The sequence below is a fragment of the Spirosoma pollinicola genome (assembly GCF_002831565.1).
Lineage (GTDB): Bacteria > Bacteroidota > Bacteroidia > Cytophagales > Spirosomataceae > Spirosoma > Spirosoma pollinicola.
Genome location: NZ_CP025096.1, coordinates 7,200,971 through 7,227,301, shown reverse-complemented (window position 1 = coordinate 7,227,301; position 26,331 = coordinate 7,200,971). Strand labels below are relative to the sequence as shown.

The window sequence follows — 26,331 nt, the reverse complement described above, 5'->3', positions numbered from 1 at the left end:
CAGAAGGAGCCACCCAAAAACGACATATCCATTCATGTTGACCTTTTGTTAGCCCAAGCTACTTCACTTGTCTTTCTGATCCTCGTTGTTAATATCGCGGATGCAGATAAATTTTCCGTCGCGTTTTTCAAAAATACCCACGTATTTGCCAGTACTCACAACCTTGCCCGCCGTGTCTTTAATCGTTGTCTTCCCGACTTCGGTCACCAGGTTGTCATCGCCATACACGTCCATCATCTCGTAGTTAACCGTAGTTCCGGCCTTGCGCGCTTTCATACTTTTGAGCAGTACCTGCCGGATAGCCGCCTTCCCCACACACATGGGTTCGTCGTCGGCCATTTCTACGGCATCGTCTGCGTAGAGTGCCATCACTTTGTCGATGTCTTTGGCTGTTGTGGCGCTGGCCCATTCGGTTTCGATGGCCTGTATTTCCGTTTTGATGACGGCCATATCGGGTTTAGCAGCTACCTGCTCAGTGGTAGCGTCTGCTTTTTGGGCGGGGGCGTTGCAACCGGTAACGCAGACGGATGTAATGGCAGCAACGGCAAGGATCAGGGTAAATGGATTGGTTTTCATAGTTTTGGTTTAAACGATTTGGGGCACTCTCACTAAGCGACGATAGAGTTCAACGGCCTTTATTTTCTCGTATACTGTACCCAATTTTTTATCGGCTTCCTGAAACGATTTGTCGTCGTGAATTTTCTTGTACGCTTCGGCATTTGGCCAATTTCCCTCGAAGTAGTAGCCGTATTTGTCGGCTCCTTTTTCCTCTACTTTGTAAAATGTGTATCCGGCGTTACTGTACCCCAGACGCGTAATGATCGTGTTCAACTCGCCAATTAACGCCGACAACTGGGCCTCCGTTACACCGGCTGGCATGTCGAAAAGGTGAATACTTTTGAGTTGGGGCGTTGACGTTTGCTGAGCCTGTGCAGAGGCCGACAGGCCGAAGCTAACCAGTAGCCAAAGTGCAGATAGTGAAATCAGTAGTTGTTTCATGAATTTGATTGGATGGTTTGACTGTTTTAAAATCGACTCCCCAGCATTATAGGCTGGGCTTATTTGTTTTACTCAACTTGGTGATTATTTATTTAGATGCTGAATCAGGTAAGTTTGACTTAAAAAATGTCTCTGAATAATTCCCAACTCTCGTCTTCTTTTTTTTAAAGGACAACGCAGATTCACATTTGCAGTACATAAATATTTTCCTGAGCCAATTCAGCTAAGCTTAGATAACCTAAACTTTTATGGGTGTATTGATTTAATTGTTCTTCAGAAAAAAGTGATGTAAACTGGGAATGAGAATTCAAGCAACGTTTTTATTTAGTGAGTTTAGGGCCGACAATTTCCATGTCATGTTCCTTAAATTGCTGCTCAAGAGTTTTTCCGTCCGTATATGCTGGATTTTTTCTATTGTAAAAAAACTCTTCCATTTTACCCGCAGGTTGGTAGGTGAGAATCATTTGGTGAGGACCTTCGCCAATTGTAAGAAAACAATGAGGGATATTTCTTGGTGCAAACGCAGTGTCGCCTTTTTTAAGATTAAATACATCATCCCCAATTTTTACAAGGTAATTTCCTTTTGTAATAAAGAACACTTCATCTTGATTAGGATGAATATGTAAAGGTGGGCCAACATCTACGGGGTCATTTTCCTCTACAACATATAAAGTATTGTTAGTGTCTTTACCTGAAACCTTACACTTCATATTTTTTTCCTTTCCAAAAATCGTGTTCTCATTCCATCGGTCTTTATCAGCTTCTACTTTAAATCCTCCTTTTAGTAATTTGAGTTTCCCTTGCGCCTTTGTAAGAAAAGGTGTGATAGTTGCAATCGGTACGATCGAAACAAACAACTGAATTAATTTTCGTCTTTGCATATTGAGTCGATTTTCATTTTTAAATATGATTTATTTTGTATCGTCAGTTAAATCCAATTCCATAAATAACAGATAGTCTTTAAATTCTGCGGAGATTTCCATTTCCGGATACGCGTCAATATCACGAAATCCAAAACTCCTATATAAGCTATGAGCGGCTTCCATAAACTTCGGACTGTCGAGCCGAATTTTTTTATAACCGACTTTTTTCGCTTCAAGTAAAAGTCGGTCAAGGATTGCTCGTCCAGCCCCAATTCGTCTACTGGCTGGATCAACGAACATCCGTTTTATTTCACCGATATCGGAGTTGATACGTTTTAGGCTTCCAAGCCCACATACTTTACCTTCATAAATAGCAAGGATTAGCTGTCCGTAAGGTGGTTGAAACTTCTCAATCTGTTGGATGTCCTGTTCAACAGCTTCTTCGGGGTTATGAGGATGGACGCCATAGAGTTCCTGCATCTTGTCGTTACCCCAAACTAAATAGTCGAACCATAATTTTTTAACGGCTTCTACGTCGTCAGGAATGACAACAGTTCTTGTGTTTACTTTTTCACTTGTGTTCATTGCCTGACTAGGTATTGATTGAACCTGTTTAAATTTTTGTTTTGAAGCTTTTTTGTCATCCCGACCGGTCCGCCGGTGCGGCAGGAGGGATCTTCGGTAGGAGTGAAAATATAGGCCGCCTACCGAAGATCCCTCCTGCCGCACCGGCGGACCGGTCGGGATGACAAAAAAAGCATTCATTATTCAAGGGTTTACGATAGTTTAAACAGCCTCATTGTTTACTTTCTGTGGCAACCTTGCCGCTAACTCGCCGATTGCTGCCTTCAACTATGAGGTGTTTCATTCCGAATTGATTGATCATAGATAGCTCAGCCACCACTGCTCTTTATGCGTTGTCTTGTAGTCGTCAAACCAGCGACACAGGGGATACAAGGATGCGACAACCGCTATCCAGATGAGGTAAACCACCCCAAGGTTGTAGCCTCCCTCGCCGGGTAGTACAAACCGCATCGGTATGGTTTGCAGCGCTTTATCGGCCTCTGTCATGGTGTGGCCAGCGGCAAAAAAGACAATCATGCGCAGGGTATGCAGCACAAAAAAATGGAGCGTGTAATAAAAAAAGGCCGTTCGTCCGTAGGTACGCAGCACGCCCATAACGCGATTATGTACGTTCTCCAGCAACGCCAGTCCCAGCAGTCCCGGCCCTACTGTAATACACATATACAGCAGCGATGGTGGGTATTTATGCACCTTCAGGAACGAGAACAACGTGGTGAGGCCGTCTTTCTGGACGCTCCATGGGAAGGGGTCGCCGTATTCATTCAGCAAACGCAGCCCCACAAATAACCCAATGGCTCCGGCACCGAGATAAAATAGCCACCGTTGACGCTTCCTGGCGGCACCCGCTGGCTCAAACAAACGGCCCAGGCAGTAGCCCAGCATCATTAGCCCCAACCAGGGAAGAAATGGGTACAGTACCACAATGGCCCGACCAGGCGCATACTCAAACACACGGTGACCGCCACCATGAAACAGCGCCCACCAAAAACCCGACGTAAATCCCGGTGCCTGTTCCACTGCATCCAGCAGATTATGGCCTAAAACGATCGCTAACCCAATGCTCAGGATGACTCGGAACGGCAGCCACGTCAGCCCGGCCATAAACACCATGCTAATGCCCAGCGACCAGAAAACGACCAGCGTGATGGTATTAAACAGGGTAAATGTATCCACTGGCACAATCAGGAGTACCTCGGCTGCAATGAGCCATAGACCCCGTTTCAGCAGGAACAGACTCAACTCGCTGCGCGATTTTCGTAAACCCTGCAGGTAGATGGACGTACCGGATAGCAAAGCAAACGTAGGGGCGCAGAAGTGGGTAATCCAGCGGGTGGCGAACAGGACCGGCGTGGTGGTATCGAGATTGAGCGGGTCGTTGGTATTGGCCTGGGCGTGAAAGAAATCGCGCGTATGATCCAGCGCCATAATGACCATAATCAGGCCCCGCAGTACGTCGATGGAGTCGATGCGGCTTTTGAGTACTGAAGGCGCTGGATTCAGAGAGCCTGCGGTTGCCGATGTATAAGGGAGCGGAAAGGTCATTTCGGTATAGCGGCTAAAACTCGTCTATGTGTCATGGGAGATTTGGGATAGCCTCAAGCAAAAATCTGTAAAAATGACGAGGCTCATCATTGAATCCGATTCATTGAATTAGCGCACTTTATAGGCTTCTAACTCAATCTCAATTAACTGGCCGGGCAGTGCTAATTCCTTTACGCCAAACCACGACCCGGTCGGAAACTGCTTTTTGTAGATCGTATTTCGGTAAGCCGACTGTTCCACAAATTCGGGCATGTTCGTGGTCAGAATATTCTCCACCACAACGTCGTCCCAGGTGTAGCCATAGTGCTTCAGAATTTTGTCCAGATCGGCGTAGCAATTTTTCATTTGTTGCCCCAGATCACCTTTGGCCGTCAGGTTTCCTTTCTCGTCCATACTGACCGCACCCGATATTTTCAGTTCATTGCCGATCCGAACGGCATGGGAATAGCCATACGCTTTTTCGACTTCGGGCCGTAACATAAAATACTCCGGTGCATCGGATTGAGCCGCTGGTTTCTCATCTGCTTTTTGGGGGGCGGTATTGCAACCGACGGTAAACAGGATCAGGGCGGCAAAAGCAGGAATAAATTGGTTGATTTTCATGGGTCTATCGAATAGAGAAAAGGCTGTGAGGTTATTGGTTTATACCCGCTCTACAGCTACCTAAAAAAAGCAGAAAGGCAACAAGCAGGACCGGGTAGGTTTATGGTTTCATTGTTCTGTTTTGCGCATGGGGTTCACGTTAAAAATCCGCCTTACTGTGGCGCGCTTGTGTTCCAGATGTTGGCGTAGAGTTTCCAGTCGCCGTTTTCTTGCTTCCAAACGTTCAGGTAGTTCCCTTTTTCGGTGGTGTTGTCTTTGCCGTAGCGCATCAAATACGGGCCTTCACTAATCAGATAGTCCCCGCTGCCGTACAGGGCCGTTATCTCTTCGCGAAACTCACTGATACCGTAACTGACGTATTCTGCGTTGATGGCTTCAATCGAGCGTCGCCCGGTTACCACAGCCGAACCAGGCGCAAAAATTCGGGCATCCGTCGTGAAGATGTTATTCAGAAAGGCCGTATCGCCGGTGATGTGTGCGTTGGTGAACCGGCTAGTTTTGTCCTGAATAATTTTTTTGGCGACCACCATGTCGGTACGGCTGTGTGTATCACTGGACGGAGCGGGCGCGTTGCAACGTACGAGTGCCAAGCCAATGAACGTACCGACCAGCCAGACAAAGTGGATTGGTTTCTGGGTAAGCATGGTTTGGGCGTTTTTCTACACTCGTGTGCCATGCAACTCTTGTCCATCCCGCGCCCGAAACGTGGCTGACACTACCTTCCCGGCGGCATTGCGGCCAAACGTCAGTACCGTGTCGTAAAATGAAGCCGCATCGAACTGATCTTTGGCTTTCCAGAACAGTTCGGCTTTAGGAGCCTTGGTGGTAGTCAGATAAAGCAGACCATCCTGTTGCTCCACCTGCATGGTAACCTTGTCGTAGGGTCCGCCCAGAAACTTATTGAGAAGCTGCTCGTAGTCTGTGCCTTTCACCTGCAATACATACTCGCCGGTGTAGTCGGTCAGGACCTTCGCGGGCAACGCGCCCACCTGCACCTTGTCGAGGTTGATCGTAAACTCGATGGTTGGCGTTGGGGTAGTTTTGTCTAATTTACCCGTCAGCCGCATCTGTTCTTCGTGGGTAAATGAGTTCAGAATCTCGTCGGTCCTGTTACGTTCCTCGCCATCGAAGTAAAGTTGCGTAACCAGTTCGTGGTAGCCGCGTTTGGCCACTTTATAGTGGATATGCCGCGCCCGATGACCATACAGTCCCGGCAGTATCGTTTTGAACTGGTATTCTCCGTTTGCATTGGTAACTGCCTGCGCCCAGCCCTGAAAGTTGGGGTCCGACTTTCCGGAGTCACCATACTCGTGGCGGTATTTGCCGTGGTGATTAGCCTGCCAAATCTCAACAATAGCCCCGACAATTGGCTGGCAAGTGGTGTCGAGTATTTTACCTTTCACGATGATGACCTCACCCGTAGCGATGCCTGCCTGCCCGGTTAGCTGCGTGAGGTCAACGTCATGGTCGGCCTGCGAACGGAACTGCATGGTTGGGAATGGCCCAAGTTCCTGACGGGGCGTAACAGCGCAACGGTCTTTGTCGGCATCGGTGAGCGTAAACGCCGTGCCGACCGTGCCGGCAGCAAGGCCAACGCTTAAGCGGAGCCAGCTTCGACGGGGGATGTTTGGTTGATTGTCCATAGTTGTGATTAAACCGTTTCAATGTCGTTGAGCTGACCGGGCAGGGCCGGTTTCCTTGGACCAGTCCCATGATTAACTATCTGTTTGTCAGGAGTTTTAATAGTCTGGCGCTTCTCACTTACCCTTCTGATCCTCGTTGTTGATATCGCGGATGCAGATGAATTTTCCGTCGCGCTTTTCAAAAATGCCCACGTATTTGCCGGTGCTCACAATCTTGCCAGCCGCATCGGTGGTCGTCGTCTTTCCGACTTCGGTCACTACGTTGCCATCGCCGTACACGTCCATCGTCTCAAAGGAAACGGTAGTGCCTGCCTTGCGCGCTTCCATACTTTTAAGCAATGACTGTTGAATGGCGGCTTTACCAACCACCATCGGTTCATCGTCATTCATTTCCACGGCATCATCCGCATAGAACGACATGACCGTAGCGATATCCTTTGCAGTTGTCGCCTTGGCCCATTGGGTTTCAATGGCCTGAATCTCTGCTTTCAGCGCGGCCATGTCGGGTTTAGCAGCTGCCTGTTCAGTCGCAGCTTCCTCTTTTTTAGCGGGGGCGTTGCAACCGGTAACGCAGACAGACGTAAGGGCAACAACGGCCAGAATCAGGGTAAATAGATTGGTTTTCATTGGTGATAGAGAGATTTGAATTGATTTGAACTTGTGACCCGCCGGGCAACCCGCGCCACCCGGCAGATATGTACACAGACGGAAAGGCCGCAACTTATTTTTTGCTCAGAACCATGACGGTTGGCTTGCCCTGAACGCCATCTTTCTGCATGGTGGCGGCCAGGTCAGGGCGGGCAAAAAAAGCCTGAGCCGCTTCAGCCGAGGCCCACTCGGCAATGATGCATACCATGTTGGGGTCGTCCTGCAACGTACTGACTTCGGCGCTCAGTTCGCCCGCAAACCGCCGTTCGTTGGCGAAGGTGTTGAACCCCTTCTTCCAGGCGGCATAGTCGGCTACCTTGTGGTAGGTGATGGTTTTAACGACGGGCATCGTCTTTATCTCGCTGAGTTTCCACTGCCCGTTTTCCTTGACCACCCGGTTGCTGTAGGCTCCGTCGTAGTGAATGGACTGGCCTTTGGTTGTACGGCCAGTCTGACGAAAGATGCCCGTCAGGATGACGCTGCCATCAAACTGCGGTATGCCGTTCGAGATGCTGATAACCGTATTCACATCCGAATCGGCAAAGGCTTTGGTCAGACCGGCAACCTCGGTATCGAGTCCGGTTTTGGTCGTGCCATCGGGTGCGGTCCTGACGATGCCGCTGGTCATCAGGGTTTTGAGCGTGGTGAGGTCTTCGCGGTTGTAGGCATCCTGAAATTTCTTTACCACCTCGGTCATCTCATCGGCGAGGCTCGAAATACCCAATAGCAGCTTTTCCTGCTGTATTTTCCATTGACCGCCTTCCTTACCAATAATCAGGTCCATCGAACCCGGTGCGGGCTGTACTTTGGCGTTTGTTTTTCGGTCAAAATCGTAGCCCGTGAACGTACTGGCGATAGCCATTTTCCCACCGGGCAGGGCTCTGGTGCTTTTCACGGTGAAGTCCTGATAGGTACCTACCGTTTCGCCGAAATCGCGAACGTAATCGTCGTTCCAGTACGATTTGGGCAGCATTTTAACACTGCCGTCGCGGTTGACCCGGCCAACGCTATCGCTGAACAGGGTCATCAGGGTGGTGCGGTCGCCTTTGTTGTAGGCATCCTGGTAGGTTTTCACGAAGGCCACGGCCTCTGGGTTCAGGGACTGGGCGTGAAGCGAGAAATTGCCCAACAGCAGGGCGACGATCATGAGTAAATGGCTGAGTTTCATAAGAGATTTGGTTTGAATATTGGTTTTGTTCAACAGGGCCAATTCGTATGCAGGGCAACCCTTCGATCTGCCCCTTATACCGACGATCTACTTGACGGCTACCGGTGCCGCTGCCGACTCCTGGTAAAAGGTCGCTTTCCACGCGCCGTTGATTTTGGTGAAGAGCATCGTTCCCGCTACGTGTTCATACTTTATTTTCTGGCCGGTTTTAAGCGTTGCATTCTGCTCCATCGTGTACGTATAAAGCACCAGCGAGTCAGTCAGAACCCGAATGGCTTCCTTAGTTGGCACGACGCTAAACGTCTTCATCTGGCTAAACGCGTCTGCGTTCAATTTTTTTAGCGCGTTGTAATCGCCGAAGGTGCCATCGGGATTGACGGCCTGGAAATCAGGTGTATTTTCAAAGTAGGTCATGCACGTTTCAATGTCCAGTTTTTCGGCCTGTTGGAAGAATTCTTTCACAAGGCCAGAAATTTCGGTTTCAATCGCTTGCTTGTTTTCGGTTGTCATTGTCGACACACCGGTCGTCTGAGCGGGCTTTTCTTTAGCAGGTGCGTTGCAACCGGCGGCAAACAGGAGCAGGGCGGCAAAAATGGCCAGGATGGACGAAGTGGATTGGGTTTTCATGGGGGGTGAAGTTAAAAGCGAGTTTTTGTAACAGGATTGATTGAGGTAATTGACCTACTTAGCCGTAGGTTCAGCAACCGGATTCCACATATCGTAGGTCTGGAGCCACTTTCCCTCGGCATTGCGTTTGAGAACGATGGTATATTTTATTTTTTCGGTCATGATTTTCCCGTCAGGGCCTTTCAGGTGAAGGTCAGCCGTCCCGATTTCGTACCCTAGGTCGCCGTTGCTGCCCGTAGCGATCGTCGAGACGGTGCCATCAACATAGCCCGCACCATCCAGGAAGCCCTGCCAGTATTTCTGAATGGCTTCGTGACCCGTCACGGTGGGTTGGCCGGGAGGCAGTATTACGGCATCATCAGCGTAGCAATTAGCGGCTGCTGTGGCATCCTTAGCGTTTAATGCTTTCACAAAATCGCGGTTTACCTGTGAGAGCTCCTCGACCGTGGCGTGCTTTTCTTTAGCAGGTGCGTTGCAACCGGCGGCAAACAGGAGCAGGGCGGCAAAAATGGCCAGGATGGGCGAAGCGGGTTGGGTTTTCATTGGGGTATATGTTATGTGGATTGATTGGGTAAATTCCTGAGTCAGCCTTCTACATGGCCTGCTGTAGCGTTTCCAGCACCGGCCTGAACGCTACGCCGAGGTCATTGGTCGCCAGAGTGCTGCTGTATACAAGTGCGGCTTCGGCTGCGGGCGTTTGCTGGTTCAGCATGAGCGACAGATCGGAGATGCGGTAACTTTCGCTCGAAAGGAGGTAGTTTTTGCCGTGCAAGCCCGACCGAAAAGCTGCCTGAAAAACGGCCTCGGCCACGTCGTGCACATCCACCACCGAAAACGCTATGTCATCAGCAAAAAGCATTTCAACAAACTGGTTGGGGGCGATCTTGTGCTTGAACAAATATTGCATACCTATCGACGTGGAATCGGCGCGGGGCGACAAGCTATTGCCCATGACAAAAACGGGTGAAACGGTAGTGATCTCGAAGGATAAATCCGGGTTTGCCTTGATGAATTTCCGTACGACCTGGTCGGCCAGAAACTTGGCTTGTCCGTAGGGATGGTCCTCCGCACTGAACCAGGGCGTATCGGCTTCAGAGAATACCTGACCGGTGGGGTGGTTAGGGTGAGGCATCGGAAACGAAGTATTATAGGACGCCACCGACGCGATGAACACCACACGTTTGAGTTCCTCGGTTCGATTGGCTATGGCCAGAAAATTTTCTGTACCCTGAATGATGGGGTCCAGCAGGTCGCGTTGCGGGTCTTCTACCGCCAGTTGAAAAGGTGTGCCGCCGTGTACCACAATCGCGCAGCCCTGCATAAAGGACTCAAGCGCAGCCACATCGCGCACATCGCAGGTCACCAGCATCAGGTTTTCGGCTCTATTGAGGGTGCTCAGGTGAGCGTACTTTTCGGCGTTGGCCGGGTCAGAAGCCGATACCTTCACGGTATAGCCCTAGTTCAGAAATTTTTGGGTGACGTAGCTGCCAATGAAGCCAGCTCCGCCAAGGATGCCTACCGTTTGCATAAAGTTATGGGTGTAAACCACCAAGCCGTTTATAGCCCGGTGATGGGGGGGTGGATAGACCTGGTTAAAGAGGAAGACGTAATTAGTTCGCGACCGTATAGGTCAAATCGGGCAGGAGGGGACCAGTTCTCGATTCTATTCCCCAGATGAGGGGTTTCCGTTTTGAACCGCGCGTATAACTTAGCCTGATGCGGTGGTTCGTATAATCGGTAATGCAGCCACGCCAGGCCTCTGTAAGCCTATAAAATGGCAGCTGGCACGAGCTACAGGAAGTAGAGAATCGTCGGCGAACGTATAGTGGCAAACGGGAACAGCGTAGTTAAGCATAGTCTGGGTGTGGTTTGGAACGGAGCGGCCCAATCAGCCCGGCAAAGCGATTTGGCCGACAACGGATCTAAACTATCGCCAGCGTATTTTCCAACCAAGTTCGCCCGGACGAGCGCATCCTTTTACTGTCCGAAAGGGGGTATTTTCTTACCGGATGTGTGAACGGTAATGCCGGTTTTGCCCGGCGGCCTCAAATGGTCTGGATTCGTTTCAGTAGTGCATCGCGCAGGAGGTGGCTGAGCGGAATCGTTTTACCCCTGATTCCGATATGGCCTTCGCCTACCTCATCAACCTGCGTCAGATTCGCCAGATAGGAACGATGCACCCGCACAAAATAGTTGACCGGGAGTTTATCTTCCATCACCTTCAGGGTCGTTGTCAGCAGGTATTCTTTGTCGGCCGTGTAGAGGTGGCAATAGTTGCGGTCGGCTTCCACGTAGAGAATATCGGCGATGAAAATCTTGACGATCTTTTCGCGGTGCCGCACAAAAACCCGGTCATTGAGCACAAGGGGGGCGTCTGGGGCAGGGTTGGCTGAGGTGGGAGGCTCGTCGACCAGGCGGCTAATGGCCAGCTCGATAGCCCGTTGTAGCTCAGTGGCCCGGATTGGCTTAGCGATGAAAGCGTAAGGGTGCGTCTTTTTTGCCCGGTCAAAGGTGGCCTCGTCGGTATTGGCCGTGACGTAAATAATCGGGATGTTCCACCGCTGGTGGATAGCATGGGCTGTGTCGATACCGTCGAGTGAGCCTTTGAGACTGATATCGAGCAGAATCAGGTCAGGCCGGTTGGTTTCAGCATGCAGGATGGCTTCTTCGCCCCTGGGCACAATCCCGCTCACCTCATAGCCAAGTTTAGTGAGTTGCAGGGCGATGTTGGCGGCAATGATCATGTCGTCCTCCACGACGAGCAACTTCAACGGAGTGTCCATTCTATTTGTTGATCGTTCGTCAAGTATTCATTGTAAACAACATTGTAAATCCGATACTAATTAAACTCAAATTTTATAGTTATGAAAGTCAATGACTTGATTAAGCGAAGCCATTAGGTTAAGAAGGATTTATGACATTCAGTAAACCATCAAAAATATTAAGTTTCATACCCTGTATGCCTTTAGGTTCGTGCCATTATATTATTCCAAGGTTGGCTTTCCTATTGTAGCTACCTTCGATTACTCACAAATGTGAGCTACCCTACTGCTTCGGCAGGCCCCACAGAGTTGCCTTAAAGCGTATGCTAGGTAAGACCGCTCCTGCGGCCAGGCTATCAGTAGATCTAGGCCTCTGTGGGGTTCCTCGAACACCAGATTCAGCGGGGTGGCCCGAGCCGTAGAAATGAGGGTTATCAGGCCCTTAGATTAATCACTTCTTTACAACCTGTCCACGGGATATAGCTATCGGAGGAGAACACAGTAGCCGTGCTGCTCCAGTGTACCCGGAATTTTCTCCAAATGTGGTTGAGGACTCCAGAATTTCCGGATCACTAACTCAACGCTGGACTAAGTAAGTAGCCAAAAATCGCTACCGAAACGGTCCACGCTGCCTTTAAAGAAGGTTTCCAACTATTGTCTTTCCAAACAACACTTCCGGCACAAGGTTTGGCGCATCCCTATTGAACAGGAGAACAGCCAGGGTGGTTTTAAGGCCATTTCATTGTTCAACTTTCAAACGAACACCCAAAATCAATCCCTTTTCAAGAGACATGGAAACTACAACGTTGATTCCTGCGAACAGCCTCATGACGGCTACCCCGGAAGAAGGTCGCCAGTTGGCTATCAAAATGGCCCGATTGATTATTAAAACGACGCAGCCCGATGCACAGATTCGCGAAAATTTGCGGGCTGTTTATGCCAATGATGCCATGCTGTTACTGGCGGTTGGCCATACTGTAGCTATCGAGTTTTCGACCATTGCGGCTGCTAATGATTATTGGCGAAGCCCTCGCTGAATATGCGTTTAGCATCGATGCGTTGCGGACGTCCAAACAACATTCAATTTGAGTTTAACTACCCAAACCAATGGAGAAGCGCTTAAAAATTGGCTATATCGAGCCCGAGTACTATAAAATGCTTTCGGCCCTTGACACGCATGTCGCCGGTTCCGGCCCGACGGTATCGCAACTGGATTTGCTGAAGATCCGTGCCTCGCAACTGAATGGGTGCGCCTATTGCATTCAATCGCATACCAATGACGCCAGAGCACACGGTGAAACCGAAAAGCGCATCTACGCCCTGGATGCCTGGGATGAAAGTCCATACTTTTCGGCTGAAGAACGGGCATTGCTGGCACTAACGGAAGAGGTGACCCTGATTCGCGAAAAACGGGTATCTGACGAAACCTATCAACAGGCCATTGCTTTGTTTGGCGAACAGCTAACGGCACACCTCATCATGGCGATCATCAGCATCAACGCCTGGAATCGAATTGGTATAGCCACCCGCATGACGCCTGTATGAATAGAGAAAACAACGTAAATAAGCAGCAGTAGATTAATTATATACAACACGTTGAAACTACCGCAGGCAATACCTGCGGTAGTTTCGTTTAAGCCAGGCCAGTTGATGTATTTCGCGTAGGTAGGTTTGTAGCCAGCCAGATACGCTACCGGGGCAAGGAGGGTGAAAACAACTTTTTGACATATAAAGACAAACTGGTTAGTCTGACTACATGCGAGAAGGTAGTTACTGTTAACAAAATATCGCATTGGCAGGTGAAACTTCGTCGAAATGAATGCTGCTTGCAGGCTTTCTCCAATTGAGTCGTACTTCTTTACAGAATTGTTTAACTACTCCAGATATACTGGATTGCACAAACTATCTATAGCCTGCCAGTGCAATCGTCTGCCAGGTATAAAGGCCGTTTCTGCCCTTACAGGAGGGGGTATTAATCGTAATTGGTATGTAGCGGCCTTCGGCACAGGGTTTGGTACAGGGTTGTTGAACCAGTACTAATCAGCTATATGCAACTCCTTTTATTTACTCCGAACAAGCTAACCGGCGTAAGCCGTAGCAGTAAACGCAGCTTTCTCAATGTAGCAATGCTGCTGATTACCCTGATGCCCGGCTCTGGAAATCGGGTCATTGCTCAGGATGGAAATGCCGGTATCAAATCTACTACGAAGGCCACACCCATTCAGGTCGTTGATATGTTTCACACGGCTTTTGGAAAACACGATAGTCGGGCTGTTCATGCAAAGGGCTTTATTCTGGCCGGTAGTTTTACACCCGCACCCGAAGCCCGTACGCTCACAAAAGCGGCCCATTTACAAGGCAGTTCATTGCCGGTTCTCGTTCGATTCTCTGATTTTACGGGTATTCCCGACATTCCCGACACGGTAGGGGCCTCCCACCCACGGGGCATGGCGATCAAGTTTCAGATGCCCGAAAATCAATCGACCGATATCATCTTCCATAGTTTCAATGGCTTTCCGGTATCCACAACAGACGAGTTTAAAGTCATGCTGGAAGCCATTGGTGCCAATCGTGAAGGGAATCCGGCCCCGTTAAACCAGTTTCTGGCGAAACATCCGATTGCCAAGACGTTCCTGACAACGCAAAAACCGTTCACGCCAAGCTGGGGTACGCTGGCCTACTTTGGAGTAAATTCATTTAAGTTCACCAACAAGGCTGGCCAATCGCAATTTATTCGTTATCAGATCATTCCCGAAGCCGGGGAGCAGTTCCTGACGGCTCAGCAGGTTGCCAAGTTAGGTCCCAATTATCTACAGGAAGAAATTAAAGAGCGGGTCGCCAATAAACCGGTTGTGTTCAAGCTGTATGCTCAGGTTGCCCAGAAAGGCGATAAGATCGAAGACCCTTCCATTGCCTGGCCCGACAGCCGGAAGCGTGTTCTGCTCGGAACGGTGACAATTACTAAAGTGGCAGCGAATACGGTGGCTGAAGATAAGACGTTGTTTTTCAATCCCAACAATATACCCGAAGGGATTAACCTCGCCGATCCTATGCTGCTGGACCGGGCACGCGCCTATCCTATTTCGGTGGGTGGACGGCAGGGGGCATTTGAGGTGAATTGAGTGTCAATTGTTCGGAATAGCCATGTCATGATGAGGTTGAACCCATGACGACAGCCTGGCAACCGATAGATAATAGATCCGAATACAACTTTAATTCTCTTTTCAAAACACACAACACGTATGAAAACTTTATTCGTCTCTCTACTCCTGACCAGTGCCATGCTGGTTACGCTCACGGCCTGCAACAAAGATGATGACCCCTCGCCGGTAAACACTTTTGTACTTGTACACGGTGCCTGGCAGGCGCCTTATGCCTGGCAATATGTCAAGAGCCAACTGGAACAAAAAGGCCAAAAGGTAGTCGTTGTGGAGTTGCCCGGCCACGGCGCCGACAAAACACCCCCGGCGACCTTAACAATGGATGTTTATCGGGATAAAGTCATTTCTGCCATTAATAATATTCAGGGGAATGTCATATTGGTGGGACACAGTATGGGTGGGGTGGTGGTTACCGCAACGGCCGAGAAGATTCCGACCCGTATCAATAAACTGGTCTACATTGGTGCGTTTCTCCCGGCCAACGGACAGTCACTGCTGGCGTTGGCTTCGACAGACAGCACGTCACTGCTTGGCCCCGCCCTGGTACCGTCGGCCGACAATCTGACGCTGGGGATAAAGCCGGAGAGCTTGATCCCGATTTTTATTCAGGATGGATCGGACGCAGTGAAGAAACTGGTTGTCGATAACTACCAGCCCGAACCGGCTATTCCCTTTACGAACCCCGTAACGCTTACGGCTGCCAATTTCGGGAAAGTAAATAAGTATTACGTGCATACGGCCCAGGATCATGCCGTTGGTTTGCCCCTGCAAAAGCGCATGGTGGCAGCGGCAGGAATCAAGAAAACATACACGCTCAACAGTAGTCACTGTCCGTTCCTTTCGATGCCCGACCAGGTAACCACTGTGCTCATGGACATCGGCAACGCTCCACAGTGACATTTATTAAATACGTATAGTAAGTGCCGTTAGTAATTGATTGACTGATGAACACGTCTCTAAACACATTTCTACGAACATGGAAGCAAGCAAAAAACGATCGATTCTATTTATTACGGGTGCCTTTGTCGGCAACAACTGTTGGGATGAATGGATCTCGTACTTCTGCGCGAAAGGCTACACCTGTAGTGCCCCGCCCTGGCCCCATAAGGACGCTTCGCCCGCCGAGCTCCGAAGCCGTCAGCCCGACCCGGATATTGCCTCCATCCGGCTGGCTCCATTGACGGATTACTACGCCGAACTTGCCAATCGATTTACCGAAAAGCCCATCCTGATTGGCCACTCGATTGGCGGTTTGATGGTTCAGCTTTTACTACAGCGTGATCTGGGAACCGCAGGCGTAGCGATTCATCCCGTTGCTCCGCAGGGGCTTTTAACGTTTGAGCTATCTTTTTACAAATCGACCTGGCACCCGTTGGGACTGTTTACCGATTCGGACGAAAGCTATTTAATGTCGTTCGAGGACTGGCAGTATATCTTCACCAACGGAATGCCCTATGAGGCCCAGCGCGAAGCGTACGACAAATTTGTGGTGCCGGAATCGAAAAAAGTATCGAGGGACGGCTTAACCGAAGCGGCTCATATTGATTTTGCCAAATACCACCCGCCGTTGTTGATAACCTCGGGGAGCACCGACCACATCATTCCGGCTTCACTGAACCATACCAATTACCTGAAGTACAAAGTCAGCCGCTCCATCACCGACTACAAAGAATTTGACGGGCGTAATCACTTTGTGCTAGGCCAGCCGACCTGGCGCGAAGATGCCGAATAAGTAATTAGGCAGAATTAAGCTTGATACTAACTTGGGTATTTTTTACAATAAGGTTTGTAAAGCTGATGGTATATATCGACCCATACTCCTTAAAAATATAAAGAATAGCTTTCTTTAAGGTTGACCAGCTTTTATAATGCGTTTTGTTAAGCCACTTATATTTGCAGAAGCGCCACAGAATTTCAATGGGATTCAGATGAGGACTGTAGGTAGGTAAATAAAAAATGGATAGACCTTGGCTTTCCCAAGTATCAAATTCGGTTTTAACCACTTTTGCATGATGAATAGGGCCATTCTAGCTAGCTAGAGAAGACGACCGATAAGCTTTATGGCTTAGCCCGCTTGGCCAAATGGCATGAAAAAGTACGCCAAGCGGGATTCAAAACTTTCAACACCGTGGCCCGTTCTATCCAAAATCATTATGAAACGATTCTCAACTACTTTGACAACCGCAGTACCAACGCTTCAGCCGAGTCGTTCAATGCGAAGATCAAAGCATTTCGAAGTCAATTCCGCGGGGTGCGAAACATCGAATTCTTTCTGTACCGCCTAACTCAGTTATATGCTTAATCCTTGATGCTCCACAACTTTTGGAATTGATCCCATAATTACAGATCAATTCCACACTTTCTGACTTTATCATAATTACATTGGCAGTACTATCAACTCACCATTTTCCCTACGACCGTTTCCATTCTGGTCAACACTGACCAATCGCTGAAAGGCATCCCTGCGCCCCTCAACATCGGCAGTGTCGAAACGCTTGTACGTAACCCAATCCACGTAGGCTGTATTGATATCAACTGCCAGAAATCCTCCTGTAGTCAACTTCTCCGCATCCAATTCGGGAACGTAGATAACCGTCAGCGTTACCGATTGGGTGTCGTGCTTTGCGTAAAAGGTCCAGGTTAGTTTCATGTAATCTAGCGTTAACAGGCAATTCGTCTGGTTAATTAAACGAAAATTTCATAAAGTGTATATCATAATTATGCTTAACCTGTCTATAGATAGATTGCAAAAATTTCAGCGCTGGCCCAGTGTTTTTTCTCCATCCACTTCGTTGTATTGTACTACCCTCAAGCAAATTGTTGTGAAAAAATAAGCCATTGTAATCGTTGTAGAAGAGTCCTTTGCCTTTATTCTGGAGGAAGGAAATACACATTCTATACTCAGTCTGGTCGGGAGAAACAGTTTCATCAAACATACCAAATTTATCGAGAAATGAACTTCTACGAAGGTGTGGATGATCACTATAGTAGTGAACTTTTCGGTAATCGGTGGCCAAAGGGGAAAAAACCATTTCTGAAAAATTTGTCGAAAATGGTTTCAAATAAGGATACTGGAAATAGGCGTAGAACCGGACAATGTCTAAATCTGACTGATTTTCTAACTGATCTAATGCTTCCCTGAGAATAAGCGGAAATTGAGCGCTGGGTTCAAAGTCATCTTCTACAAACAGGGTATAAGGTGTTTTTACGGCACGCTGGCCTTTATTCATATTGTATCCGGCACCTCTATTTTGGGGTGATGTCAGCAATTGAAAAGGGATAGTCTGCTGGAGTTTTTTTATATGGTCTACGTGATTAGATTGGCTGCCGTCATCAGTCACGATAACTGCGCCAAAGCAACAGTCAATTTTTTGAAAGGTCTTTAAAAGGTTTTCGAGAGAAAGACTCCTATTATAATTTGTAATAAGTAGCGTAACGTTATCAAATACGTGTTTCACCTGAATCGCCTGTTTAGTTTGCTATACGTTGATTATTGGTAGCTATCCAATTGACTAGATTAGCTGAATCAAAAGTAGCGGGTACTATATGTTACTATGTCTACGTTTCGATAATCTGTGAGATTGTCCCGGTATTCTGTAATAAATGGCGATAAATTGGTGGGCTGACTAACCTGTAAAACAGGCCCAGTAACAAGCTTTGTTGTAATAAGTATAAGCCTGTTGGTAACCACTTTTAGTACTAATTACGGTGGGACGTAATTCGGGTTAAAAAGTCGAAAGATGAATTGGTGGATACTTTTTCAGATGAGCCAATGGCTAGCTAGTGTACCTGGTCCACCACAAGACTACATGTTGAGTGCGGATGCTTTTTTTGCTGACGCCCGAAGCCAGCAACTGTTGATTTTAGAAAAACCGGATACCCTTTTGTTAGATGTGGCTTTATTTCAGGCAACCAATGAAGCCCGTCGACTGGCAGGATTGCCAAGTCTGCGCTATGACCCGGCCTTGTCTCAAGCAGCTCAGCGTCATGCTGAGTCGATGATTCAGTATAATTACACGAGTCATGAGGACTTGTATGACCTGTCTGAAATGACCCTTCTGAAGCGTATTCAGAAACAGACGAATCGTTTCGGACGGTTGGCCGAAAACGTTGGCCAATACCAAACTATTGACACGCCTGAGTGGTTTGGGGTTCGTTTTAACGCAAAAACTCAACGGTTTGAATTCCTTGATATATATAATAATCAACTCTACCGGCCTCATACATATGCCAGCTACGCACGTTATGCGGTGGGTCAACTGCTCAATTCGGCGCGCCATCGTGCCAATTTATTAAACCCTTTATTTACTCATGTGGGTTGTGCTGTACGTCTTTCAAGCCGTCCTTTTCGTGAACGTCGAGCCCCCTTTGGTCGCCTAGCCCAAAATTTTGGCGCTCCATCAGTAGCAAATCAAGCTAGTCGATAAAGGATTTCCTAGTAAGCGATGGCAATAAAGATATCATGTCAGCTATTAAAAAAAGTGCCTGCCTGTTTTAAACAGGCAGGCACTTTTTTTAATAGCTGACATCCTCAAAATTTTGGATAAGCGTATAGCTAAGCGTGCAATTCCAATTCTTCGGGTTTCTCCTTGTCTTCTACTGTTGATGCAACTTCGGGCTTAACATCCTTCCGGCGAGACATGTAAGTGTAAATAACCGGAACGACATAAAGCGTAAGAACCAGTGAGAACATAAGCCCACCCACAATAACGATACCGAGCGGAACACGGCTTTTAGAGGCCGATCCAAGGGCAAGAGCTAATGGCAACGCACCAAATGCCGCCACAAGGGTCGTCATCAAGATAGGGCGTAACCGGAGCGCAGCCGATTCAGCAGCTGCTTCAAATTTATTCTTACCTGTTAGCCGCTGTTCGTTGGCGAATTCCACAATCAGGATACCGTTCTTGGTTACCAGACCAACCAGCATAATGATACCAATCTGGCTGAAGATATTTAGCGTTTGGTTGAACATCCAGAGCGAGAACACCGCTCCGGCAAGTGCCAGAGGTACCGTAATCATGATAATTAACGGATCAATAAAGGAGTCGAACTGCGCGGCCAGTACCAGGTAGACCAGAATCAGAGCCAGACCAAACGCAAACAGTGTATTAGACGAACTTTCTGCATAATCACGAGAAGGGCCGGAAAGCGCCGTCTGGAAACTCTGATCAAGTGTGCGGGCAGCAATGGCCTGCATCGCTATTACACCATCCCCAACGGTTTTGCCGGGAGCCAGTCCTGCCGATACTGTAGCCGATTTAAAGCGATTGTAGTGATACACCTGAGGTGGACTACTCACTTCCTGGAATTTCACCAGATTGTCCAACTGAATAAGTTGACCCTGGCTGGAGCGAACATAGAATGAGGCTAAATCAACGGGAGCGTCGCGGTCAGCCCGATCCACCTGCCCGATTACCTGATACTGTTTCCCGTTCATCAGAAAGTAAGCTAAACGACGATTGCTAAGGGCAAGCTGCAGCGTTTGGGCTACGTCTTGCACCGAAATACCAAGGTTCGTGGCTTTCTCGCGGTCAATACTGATGTTCAGCTCGGGCTTGTTGAATTTAAGGTCAACGTCGGAGTTCTGGAACGTAGGGTCTTTTGCCACCTCATCCAGGAACGTAGGCAGTTTTTCCCGTAACTTTTCAAAGTTTAGATTCTGAATAACGAACTGAACCGGTAAGCCGCCACCCCGACCTACCTGAATGGTCTGGTCCTGCGTGGCAAACATGCGGGCTTCTGTAAACTTCTTGAGGTTTTTGTTAACGAAATCGACAATGTCCTGTTGTGTGCGTTTACGTTCGCCAGCATCCACCAGATTGAGCATGACAAATGAAGAGTTGACCGCCCCAGCTCCAGAAAAACCAGGTGCCACCACACTAAAGGCCAGTTTAGTCTCTGGTATGGAATCAAGTACGAAATCCATAACCCGATCTGTCGTGGAAGCCTGTGCTTCATAGCTGGTACCCTCCGGTGAGGTAATGACCAGCCGTGTACGGCCACGATCTTCAAGGGGTGCCAACTCGGATTTGAGCAATGAACCAAGGCCGAAGATGAGCAGCAAACAAACGCCGATCATGACAAAGGCCCAACCCCGCTTGTTCATAAAGCCGTTGAGCGAGGAGCGGTAGGAGGTATCCAGCCAGGCGAAAAACGGTTCCGTTTTCCGGTAAAACCAGGAACGTCCGTGGTTTTTACTGGTCAGTTTTACACTCAATACCGGCGTTAGCGTCAGCGATACAAAGGCAGAAATCAATACGGCTCCTGCTACAACGATTCCAAACTCGCGGAACAATCGGCCTACAAAGCCTTCCAGAAAAATAATAGGCAGGAACACAATGGCCAGCGTGATACTGGTGGCGATAACGGCGAAGAATATCTCGTTAGAACCTTCCTTGGCAGCCTCATGGGTATCCATTCCTTCTTCAATCTTCTTGAAGATATTCTCGGTAACTACAATGCCGTCATCCACCACAAGACCTGTAGCCAGCACGATACCCAGCAGGGTTAGTACATTGATACTGAAGTCAGCAACGTACATGATAAAGAACGCGCCGATAAGGGATACTGGAATATCAATGAGCGGACGGAAAGCAATAAGCCAGTCGCGGAAAAAGAAGTAGATGACCAGTACCACCAGCACAAACGAAATAAGCAGGGTTTCGCCCACTTCTTCAATAGCCCGTCGGATAAAGATACTTCGATCAACACCGATGCTTACAATGATGTCTTCCGGTAAATCTTTCTTGAGCTGATCGAATCGCTTATTGAACTCATCGGCAATACTCACGTAGTTGGCACCCGGCTGCGGAATCAGGGCCAGAATAACGCCCACTGCTCCGTTTTGTTTGGAGATGGTTTCTTCATTTTCGGCCCCTATGGTCGCATAACCAACGTCTTTGAAACGTACAATCTGATTGCTTGTTTGCCGCAGAATCAAGTTATTAAAGTCGGCTTCGGTTGTTAATCGCCCAACCGCTTTAACGGTTAATTCTGTACTATTTCCGTATACCTTTCCGCTGGGGAGTTCAACGTTTTGTGCATTGAGTGCAGCTTGAATATCCTGTGATGTCAGTCGATAGGCCGATAATTTGATCGGGTCGATCCAAAGGCGCATGGCCTGACGTTTCAGTCCGTAAATGTTGGCCTGACTCACGCCCGGAATCGTTTGCAGCCGCTCCTGGAGTACGTTTTCAGCATAGTCAGACAATTGCGTCGGGTTGCGTGTTGTACTCTGAACGGTCATAAAAATGATCGGGTCAGAGTTGGCATCGGCTTTGGTAACCACTGGCGGGGCATCGATGTCCTGCGGAAGCTGGCGTTGGGCTTGGGCTACCTTGTCGCGAACGTCGTTGGCGGCCTGTTCCAGGTTGGCATCGAGGTTAAACTCAACCGTGATGGTACTGGCACCGAGGGCGCTATTGGACGAGATCGTGCGAATCCCTTCGATACTGTTCAGCGATTTCTCGATGGGCTCAGTTATCTGAGACTCGATGATATCGGGGTTAGCACCCGTGTAGTTTGTCCGCACCGAGATAACCGGCGGGTCAATGGCTGGGTATTCGCGAACACCCAGAAAGGTAAAACCGATGATTCCGAACAGCACGATGACGATAGACATCACCATGGCAAAGACGGGTCGGTTCAGGCTAAGCTCGGGGAGACTCATGGTTGAGTTGAGTGTTTAAATTCGTTTATAGTATTCGCTTTACGGTATCAGAATTGCGGTCAGCCTACTAAACCGTAAGCCAAATGGTATAAACCAGCCTGCTATTGAAGCGCGACTTTCGGCCCGGTAGATGGCAGTGTAATTACCTTGCCAATTTTAACCGGGGCATCCTGTTTTAGAAACAGCAGACCTGTTGTAGCAACGGTATCTCCTTTCTGGAGTCCCGTCAAAATCTGGATAGATCCGGCTGTTCGTAAACCAGTCGTCACATCTTTAAAGACAGCTTTTCCATTTTTTACCAGAATAACCTGATTGGTTCTCGTTTGTGGAATAATGGCCTGTGTTGGAACAACCAGGCTCTCATTGTTTTGAATCGTGAGCGTTACCCGTGCAAATGTGCCGGGCCGGAAAAGTGGCTGACCATTGCTTGCCGTGGTATTGTTGACCCGTGCCCGAATGCGAAGGTTACGGGTTTGTTCATCCACACCAGGCTCAATCGCATAGACAACGCCCTGACTTTGCCGGTCACTACCATCTACAAGAAACGAAATCTTGCTTCCAGTACGTACAGATGGACCGTATTTTTCAGGAATCGAGAAGTCGAGCTTAAGTGAGGCTATTTGCTGTAATCGGGCAATGAGTGTACCGGGCGATACGACAGCCCCGGAACTGACATTCCTGAGACCGATAACACCTGAAAAAGGAGCACGAATTTCAGTCCGTTGCAAATTTGCCTTCACCAGTTCTATGTCGGCCAGCGATGAACGCAGGTTGGTCGTAACGATATCATATTCCTGTTGGCTGATACCACCCCGAGCCAGCAGTTGCTTATTTCGGTCTTCGGTGCGTTGAGCGTTATCGGCCTGGGCTTGAAGTTTCTGAAGTTGAGCCCGAAGATCGGTGTCGAAAAGTTTAACCAGCAATGCGCCTTTGGCAACGGGCTGTCCTTCCTTAATATTCAGTTGTATGATACGAGCCGAAATTTCGGGATAAATATCAACTTGCTCGGATGCCAGCAGGGAGCCGCTGGATACAATGTCTTCACGAAGGTTTTGCGAGATAACCACAAAGCCATTCACGCTGGAAGGGCCACCACCACCGGGGCCACCTTTTCCACCACCGGGTCCGCCTTTGGCGTCGGCTCCGCCTTTACCACCACCGCCAGCCGCGCCGGGGCCGTTAGCACCGGGAGCGGGATGTAAAACCTTATTATACACAATTATCCCGCCGAGTACCAAAACGACGAGACCGATAGCAATCCATCTTTTCACAGGAAATTATTTGTCAGAAGGGACTTTAGGTTAACGACCGAATGGCCGCATTTGTTCTTATACTGCAAAGCTATCAAGGTTAACGACTATATCAATCGATAGCTAGCTGAATATAGATGGATTTTACGGGATTTATTTGGAGCCTCTTTGTTATAAAAGATAACCTATATCCGTAAAAATGCTTACTTGGTTGTTTTGGTAATTATGCAGCTCGTTCTGTTTGGTCGAGTTCTTATATATTGGTTATGAATGATATACATATTTTAGTCGATGAATTGATGACGTAAACCTATACACGTATCATTCAGTAAGTACTTATAAATAAGTTTCAGGGATGTTCATTTGTACCTTTAACGTACTAGGAATCCAGTACCATCAATAATTCGCTGATCATCATGGCCGTAGCGCCCCACACCCGGTATCCCTGGATTTGATAAAAGGTGGCATCAACCATAACACCTCTAACTTCGATCTGGCTATCGCCCACAATCGTTTCGTCAAGAAGTGTATCGAGCGTAACCTCAACAACCGCTTCGACCTCGCGCGGGTCGGGGTAAAAGTCGGGACGGTAGGGAAGCACCCCCACCACTGGCTGTACATAGAAGTTGCTGGGAGGAATGAACAACTCAGTCAATAAGCCAAGCACTTTCACATCCGATACACGGATACCCACTTCTTCCTGAGCTTCACGCAGGGCCGTCCGGGTCAGGTTTTCGTCAATTCGTTCCATACGCCCGCCTGGAAAGGCCATCTGTCCGGCATGAACACCATCATACTGAGGGCGCAGAATCAGCGGCAGATAAATAGAATTCTGATAGGGATAAAAACAGATCAGCACGGCACTCCGACGCGTCCGCTCGTTTGGTTTGACACCAAGCCGATACCGCGCTGTCGACGCCATCTTCTGATGGGCGGATTCGCCCGGCAGGGGTTTCTGCAACCGTTGACGGAGATCTTCTGCGAAGGTATGGAATGTGGTGTCGATCATTTTTTAGGTTTACTGTATTCCCCTATTTATACAACTTAACTAATTCTTCGGCACAACGTTCACCGTCCATGGCTGCCGAAACAATACCCCCCGCATAACCAGCCCCTTCGCCACAGGGAAATAAACGGCTAACTTGCTCATGTTCACAGGTCTCCCGGTTGCGGGGAATCCTTACGGGCGACGATGTACGACTTTCGACGCCAATAACCTGCCCTTCATTACTCAAGTATCCCTGCATTTTTCGACCAAAATCGCGCAGCCCCTGCCGAAGTGGCTGGGCAATATGATCGGGCAGTACCTCGCTCATATCAACCGATGCCAGACCAGGTTGGTAGGAGGTAGGCAACAATTGGTTCGACAAACGGCCATCTACAAAGTCGGCGATTCGTTGGGCCGGTGCTGTTTGTCGGCCATCGCCCATTTTGCAGGCCCAGCGCTCGAGATCCTGTTGTAACGCCAACCCGGCCAGGGCACCTTCGTCGGCATAGGGCAGAAGGTCTTCGTCGGCAATGGCAACAACCAGCCCCGAATTGGCAAACTGCGAATCCCGACGTGAGGGTGACATTCCATTAACGACCAATTCGCCCGGAGCTGTTGCGGCCGGAACAATAAAACCACCCGGACACATACAAAACGAAAAAACGCCCCGTTCTACCCCTTTGAAGCGGGTTTGGGCGATCAGACTATACGAGGCCGCCGGTAAATAATCTCCCTTTGTGGGCTGGTGATATTGAAACTGGTCGATTAAACTTTGCTGATGTTCAATCCGGACACCCATCGCAAACGGCTTGGCTTCAATATGAATATTACGGTGTTGAAGCAGGTAGAAAATATCGCGTGCCGAATGCCCCGTTGCCAGAATAACGCCAATTCCCATGATCGACTCGCCATTGGCCAGCACAACGCCTTTTAGTTCAGTTGGATGCAGGGAATTTCCAGCAAGGATCAAGTCGGTTACTTTAGTGTCGAATCGGACTTCGCCACCGGCCTGTAGAATGCTTTCGCGAAGGTCGGTAACGACGCCGGGCAGTTTGTTGGTGCCAATGTGCGGGTGTGCATCAACCAGAATTTGCTCGGTAGCACCATGGGCAACGAATATTTCCAGAATACGCCGAACATCGCCCCGTTTGGTGGCGCGGGTATATAACTTACCATCGGAGTAGGTTCCTGCTCCGCCCTCGCCAAAGCAATAGTTTGATTCGGGATTGACAATATGATCTTTATTGATAGCGGCCAGGTCGCGCCGACGGGCACGTACATCACTGCCGCGTTCCAGCACAATGGGCTTTATGCCCAACTCAATCAGACGAAGGGCCGCAAAGAGTCCTGCCGGTCCTGCCCCCACAATAATGGCCTGTGGTGCCCTGCTAACATCGGTTTGTGGTTTTTGGTATTGGATAAGCGGGGGAGGGGCTTCGCCGGAAAACACATCGGCATCTACCTTCACCCGAACCTGCCGGTTGCGTGCGTCAATCGACTGTCTACGCTTTCGTACCACCACATCGGAGTTGTCGGGTATGGCAAGATGACCTAGGGCCTGTTCCCGGAATGCTTGTTCGTCCAGGGCCAGTTCGGGTGGTAGGGTAAGTGAAATCTGGTGAATCATCGTTAAAAAAGCCGGTACGATTCGTCGTTACGGCGGGTAGGCAACTAAAAAATTATCCTGTAAGGTTTTTGCAATATACTAACAAGTACACATGGCTTTGGGTTCTTTCAGTCTGATTTCTGCCAGATTCCTTACGTGGAGCGTATAGAGGTCGTTTGGTTCAGCAATTTAGCCTTGAATAGTAGGGTAGAATCAG

General features: G+C 48.9%; 29 protein-coding genes. 8 read left to right on the top strand and 21 right to left on the bottom strand.

From position 1 onward, the window contains the following. Nucleotides 1-63: 63 nt before the first annotated feature. From CWM47_RS30415 to CWM47_RS30355, 13 genes are all read right to left on the bottom strand, one after another. Nucleotides 64-576, bottom strand: coding sequence for a YybH family protein (locus CWM47_RS30415; protein ID WP_100992334.1), 513 nt, complete (start codon nucleotides 574-576; stop codon nucleotides 64-66). A 9-nt stretch (nucleotides 577-585) separates the two neighbouring features. After that, nucleotides 586-999: a hypothetical protein gene (locus tag CWM47_RS30410; protein WP_100992333.1), complete on the bottom strand. Its 414-nt coding sequence runs from the start codon at nucleotides 997-999 to the stop codon at nucleotides 586-588. A 320-nt stretch (nucleotides 1,000-1,319) separates the two neighbouring features. Further along, on the bottom strand, nucleotides 1,320-1,880 hold the full coding sequence (locus CWM47_RS30405) for a cupin domain-containing protein (protein WP_100992332.1): 561 nt from the start codon (nucleotides 1,878-1,880) through the stop codon (nucleotides 1,320-1,322). A 30-nt stretch (nucleotides 1,881-1,910) separates the two neighbouring features. After that, the gene (locus CWM47_RS30400; protein WP_240625530.1) at nucleotides 1,911-2,627 is read right to left on the bottom strand and encodes a GNAT family N-acetyltransferase; all 717 of its coding nucleotides are present in this window, start codon (nucleotides 2,625-2,627) and stop codon (nucleotides 1,911-1,913) included. A 117-nt stretch (nucleotides 2,628-2,744) separates the two neighbouring features. Beyond that, the gene (locus CWM47_RS30395) at nucleotides 2,745-3,989 is read right to left on the bottom strand and encodes a DUF1624 domain-containing protein (RefSeq protein ID WP_100992331.1); all 1,245 of its coding nucleotides are present in this window, start codon (nucleotides 3,987-3,989) and stop codon (nucleotides 2,745-2,747) included. 108 nt (nucleotides 3,990-4,097) lie between these two features. Further along, complete coding sequence (locus CWM47_RS30390; RefSeq protein ID WP_100992330.1) at nucleotides 4,098-4,592, bottom strand: RidA family protein; 495 nt, start codon at nucleotides 4,590-4,592, stop codon at nucleotides 4,098-4,100. A 152-nt stretch (nucleotides 4,593-4,744) separates the two neighbouring features. Further along, nucleotides 4,745-5,236 (bottom strand): nuclear transport factor 2 family protein, encoded by a 492-nt coding sequence (locus CWM47_RS30385; protein WP_100992329.1) that lies wholly within the window; start codon nucleotides 5,234-5,236, stop codon nucleotides 4,745-4,747. A 15-nt stretch (nucleotides 5,237-5,251) separates the two neighbouring features. Beyond that, nucleotides 5,252-6,235, bottom strand: a complete 984-nt coding sequence (locus CWM47_RS30380; RefSeq protein WP_100992328.1) for a dioxygenase family protein — start codon at nucleotides 6,233-6,235, stop codon at nucleotides 5,252-5,254. A 114-nt stretch (nucleotides 6,236-6,349) separates the two neighbouring features. Beyond that, nucleotides 6,350-6,862 carry a YybH family protein gene (locus tag CWM47_RS30375; RefSeq protein WP_100992327.1) on the bottom strand — a complete coding sequence of 171 codons (513 nt, stop codon included), beginning with the start codon at nucleotides 6,860-6,862 and terminating at the stop codon, nucleotides 6,350-6,352. Between the two features lie 94 nt (nucleotides 6,863-6,956). Continuing rightward, nucleotides 6,957-8,051: a DUF4440 domain-containing protein gene (locus tag CWM47_RS30370; RefSeq protein ID WP_157816091.1), complete on the bottom strand. Its 1,095-nt coding sequence runs from the start codon at nucleotides 8,049-8,051 to the stop codon at nucleotides 6,957-6,959. Between the two features lie 87 nt (nucleotides 8,052-8,138). Next, nucleotides 8,139-8,678, bottom strand: a complete 540-nt coding sequence (locus tag CWM47_RS30365) for a nuclear transport factor 2 family protein (protein ID WP_100992325.1) — start codon at nucleotides 8,676-8,678, stop codon at nucleotides 8,139-8,141. A gap of 54 nt (nucleotides 8,679-8,732) precedes the next feature. After that, nucleotides 8,733-9,221, bottom strand: coding sequence for a YybH family protein (locus CWM47_RS30360; protein ID WP_100994127.1), 489 nt, complete (start codon nucleotides 9,219-9,221; stop codon nucleotides 8,733-8,735). Between the two features lie 49 nt (nucleotides 9,222-9,270). Next, on the bottom strand, nucleotides 9,271-10,125 hold the full coding sequence (locus tag CWM47_RS30355) for an NAD-dependent epimerase/dehydratase family protein (protein WP_240625529.1): 855 nt from the start codon (nucleotides 10,123-10,125) through the stop codon (nucleotides 9,271-9,273). Nucleotides 10,126-10,503: 378 nt separating this feature from the next. Between CWM47_RS30355 and CWM47_RS38370 the strand changes: the two genes are divergently transcribed. Next, a complete protein-coding gene (locus CWM47_RS38370) occupies nucleotides 10,504-10,695 on the top strand; it encodes a hypothetical protein (protein ID WP_157816090.1) in 192 nt (63 codons plus the stop codon). Nucleotides 10,696-10,723: 28 nt separating this feature from the next. On the opposite strand, the gene CWM47_RS30350 is transcribed toward CWM47_RS38370, so the two are convergent. Further along, on the bottom strand, nucleotides 10,724-11,461 hold the full coding sequence (locus CWM47_RS30350) for a LytR/AlgR family response regulator transcription factor (RefSeq protein ID WP_100992324.1): 738 nt from the start codon (nucleotides 11,459-11,461) through the stop codon (nucleotides 10,724-10,726). 770 nt (nucleotides 11,462-12,231) lie between these two features. Here CWM47_RS30350 and CWM47_RS30345 point away from each other — a divergent pair. The 5 genes from CWM47_RS30345 (at nucleotide 12,232) to CWM47_RS30325 (ending at nucleotide 16,333) form a co-directional block, all read left to right on the top strand. Beyond that, nucleotides 12,232-12,477 (top strand): hexameric tyrosine-coordinated heme protein, encoded by a 246-nt coding sequence (locus tag CWM47_RS30345; RefSeq protein WP_100992323.1) that lies wholly within the window; start codon nucleotides 12,232-12,234, stop codon nucleotides 12,475-12,477. A gap of 70 nt (nucleotides 12,478-12,547) precedes the next feature. Next, nucleotides 12,548-12,985 carry a carboxymuconolactone decarboxylase family protein gene (locus tag CWM47_RS30340; protein WP_100992322.1) on the top strand — a complete coding sequence of 146 codons (438 nt, stop codon included), beginning with the start codon at nucleotides 12,548-12,550 and terminating at the stop codon, nucleotides 12,983-12,985. Between the two features lie 503 nt (nucleotides 12,986-13,488). Continuing rightward, nucleotides 13,489-14,562: a catalase family peroxidase gene (locus CWM47_RS30335; RefSeq protein WP_100992321.1), complete on the top strand. Its 1,074-nt coding sequence runs from the start codon at nucleotides 13,489-13,491 to the stop codon at nucleotides 14,560-14,562. A 120-nt stretch (nucleotides 14,563-14,682) separates the two neighbouring features. Continuing rightward, entirely contained in the window at nucleotides 14,683-15,498 is an 816-nt protein-coding gene (locus CWM47_RS30330) for an alpha/beta fold hydrolase (RefSeq protein ID WP_100992320.1), read from the top strand. A 79-nt stretch (nucleotides 15,499-15,577) separates the two neighbouring features. Continuing rightward, the gene (locus CWM47_RS30325) at nucleotides 15,578-16,333 is read left to right on the top strand and encodes an alpha/beta hydrolase (protein WP_100992319.1); all 756 of its coding nucleotides are present in this window, start codon (nucleotides 15,578-15,580) and stop codon (nucleotides 16,331-16,333) included. A 4-nt stretch (nucleotides 16,334-16,337) separates the two neighbouring features. On the opposite strand, the gene CWM47_RS39855 is transcribed toward CWM47_RS30325, so the two are convergent. Further along, nucleotides 16,338-16,619 carry a transposase gene (locus tag CWM47_RS39855; RefSeq protein ID WP_100992318.1) on the bottom strand — a complete coding sequence of 94 codons (282 nt, stop codon included), beginning with the start codon at nucleotides 16,617-16,619 and terminating at the stop codon, nucleotides 16,338-16,340. 56 nt (nucleotides 16,620-16,675) lie between these two features. On the opposite strand from CWM47_RS39855, the gene CWM47_RS30315 reads away from it, so the two are divergent. Then, the gene (locus CWM47_RS30315; protein WP_100990054.1) at nucleotides 16,676-16,903 is read left to right on the top strand and encodes a transposase; all 228 of its coding nucleotides are present in this window, start codon (nucleotides 16,676-16,678) and stop codon (nucleotides 16,901-16,903) included. A 75-nt stretch (nucleotides 16,904-16,978) separates the two neighbouring features. On the opposite strand, the gene CWM47_RS30310 is transcribed toward CWM47_RS30315, so the two are convergent. Together CWM47_RS30310 and CWM47_RS30305 are read right to left on the bottom strand one after the other, a co-directional pair. Then, entirely contained in the window at nucleotides 16,979-17,251 is a 273-nt protein-coding gene (locus CWM47_RS30310; protein ID WP_100992317.1) for a hypothetical protein, read from the bottom strand. Between the two features lie 31 nt (nucleotides 17,252-17,282). Then, nucleotides 17,283-18,059, bottom strand: coding sequence for a glycosyltransferase (locus CWM47_RS30305; protein ID WP_100992316.1), 777 nt, complete (start codon nucleotides 18,057-18,059; stop codon nucleotides 17,283-17,285). A 282-nt stretch (nucleotides 18,060-18,341) separates the two neighbouring features. Between CWM47_RS30305 and CWM47_RS30300 the strand changes: the two genes are divergently transcribed. Beyond that, nucleotides 18,342-19,028, top strand: coding sequence for a CAP domain-containing protein (locus tag CWM47_RS30300; RefSeq protein WP_100992315.1), 687 nt, complete (start codon nucleotides 18,342-18,344; stop codon nucleotides 19,026-19,028). Nucleotides 19,029-19,156: 128 nt separating this feature from the next. Here the strand turns inward: CWM47_RS30300 and CWM47_RS30295 are convergent, their stop codons facing one another. From CWM47_RS30295 to CWM47_RS30280, 4 genes are all read right to left on the bottom strand, one after another. Continuing rightward, on the bottom strand, nucleotides 19,157-22,270 hold the full coding sequence (locus CWM47_RS30295) for an efflux RND transporter permease subunit (protein WP_100992314.1): 3,114 nt from the start codon (nucleotides 22,268-22,270) through the stop codon (nucleotides 19,157-19,159). Between the two features lie 101 nt (nucleotides 22,271-22,371). After that, nucleotides 22,372-23,541, bottom strand: coding sequence for an efflux RND transporter periplasmic adaptor subunit (locus CWM47_RS30290; RefSeq protein ID WP_100992313.1), 1,170 nt, complete (start codon nucleotides 23,539-23,541; stop codon nucleotides 22,372-22,374). Between the two features lie 358 nt (nucleotides 23,542-23,899). Continuing rightward, nucleotides 23,900-24,529, bottom strand: a complete 630-nt coding sequence (locus CWM47_RS30285; RefSeq protein WP_100992312.1) for an NUDIX hydrolase — start codon at nucleotides 24,527-24,529, stop codon at nucleotides 23,900-23,902. 22 nt (nucleotides 24,530-24,551) lie between these two features. Continuing rightward, nucleotides 24,552-26,135 carry an NAD(P)/FAD-dependent oxidoreductase gene (locus tag CWM47_RS30280; protein ID WP_100992311.1) on the bottom strand — a complete coding sequence of 528 codons (1,584 nt, stop codon included), beginning with the start codon at nucleotides 26,133-26,135 and terminating at the stop codon, nucleotides 24,552-24,554. Nucleotides 26,136-26,331 lie beyond the last annotated feature (196 nt).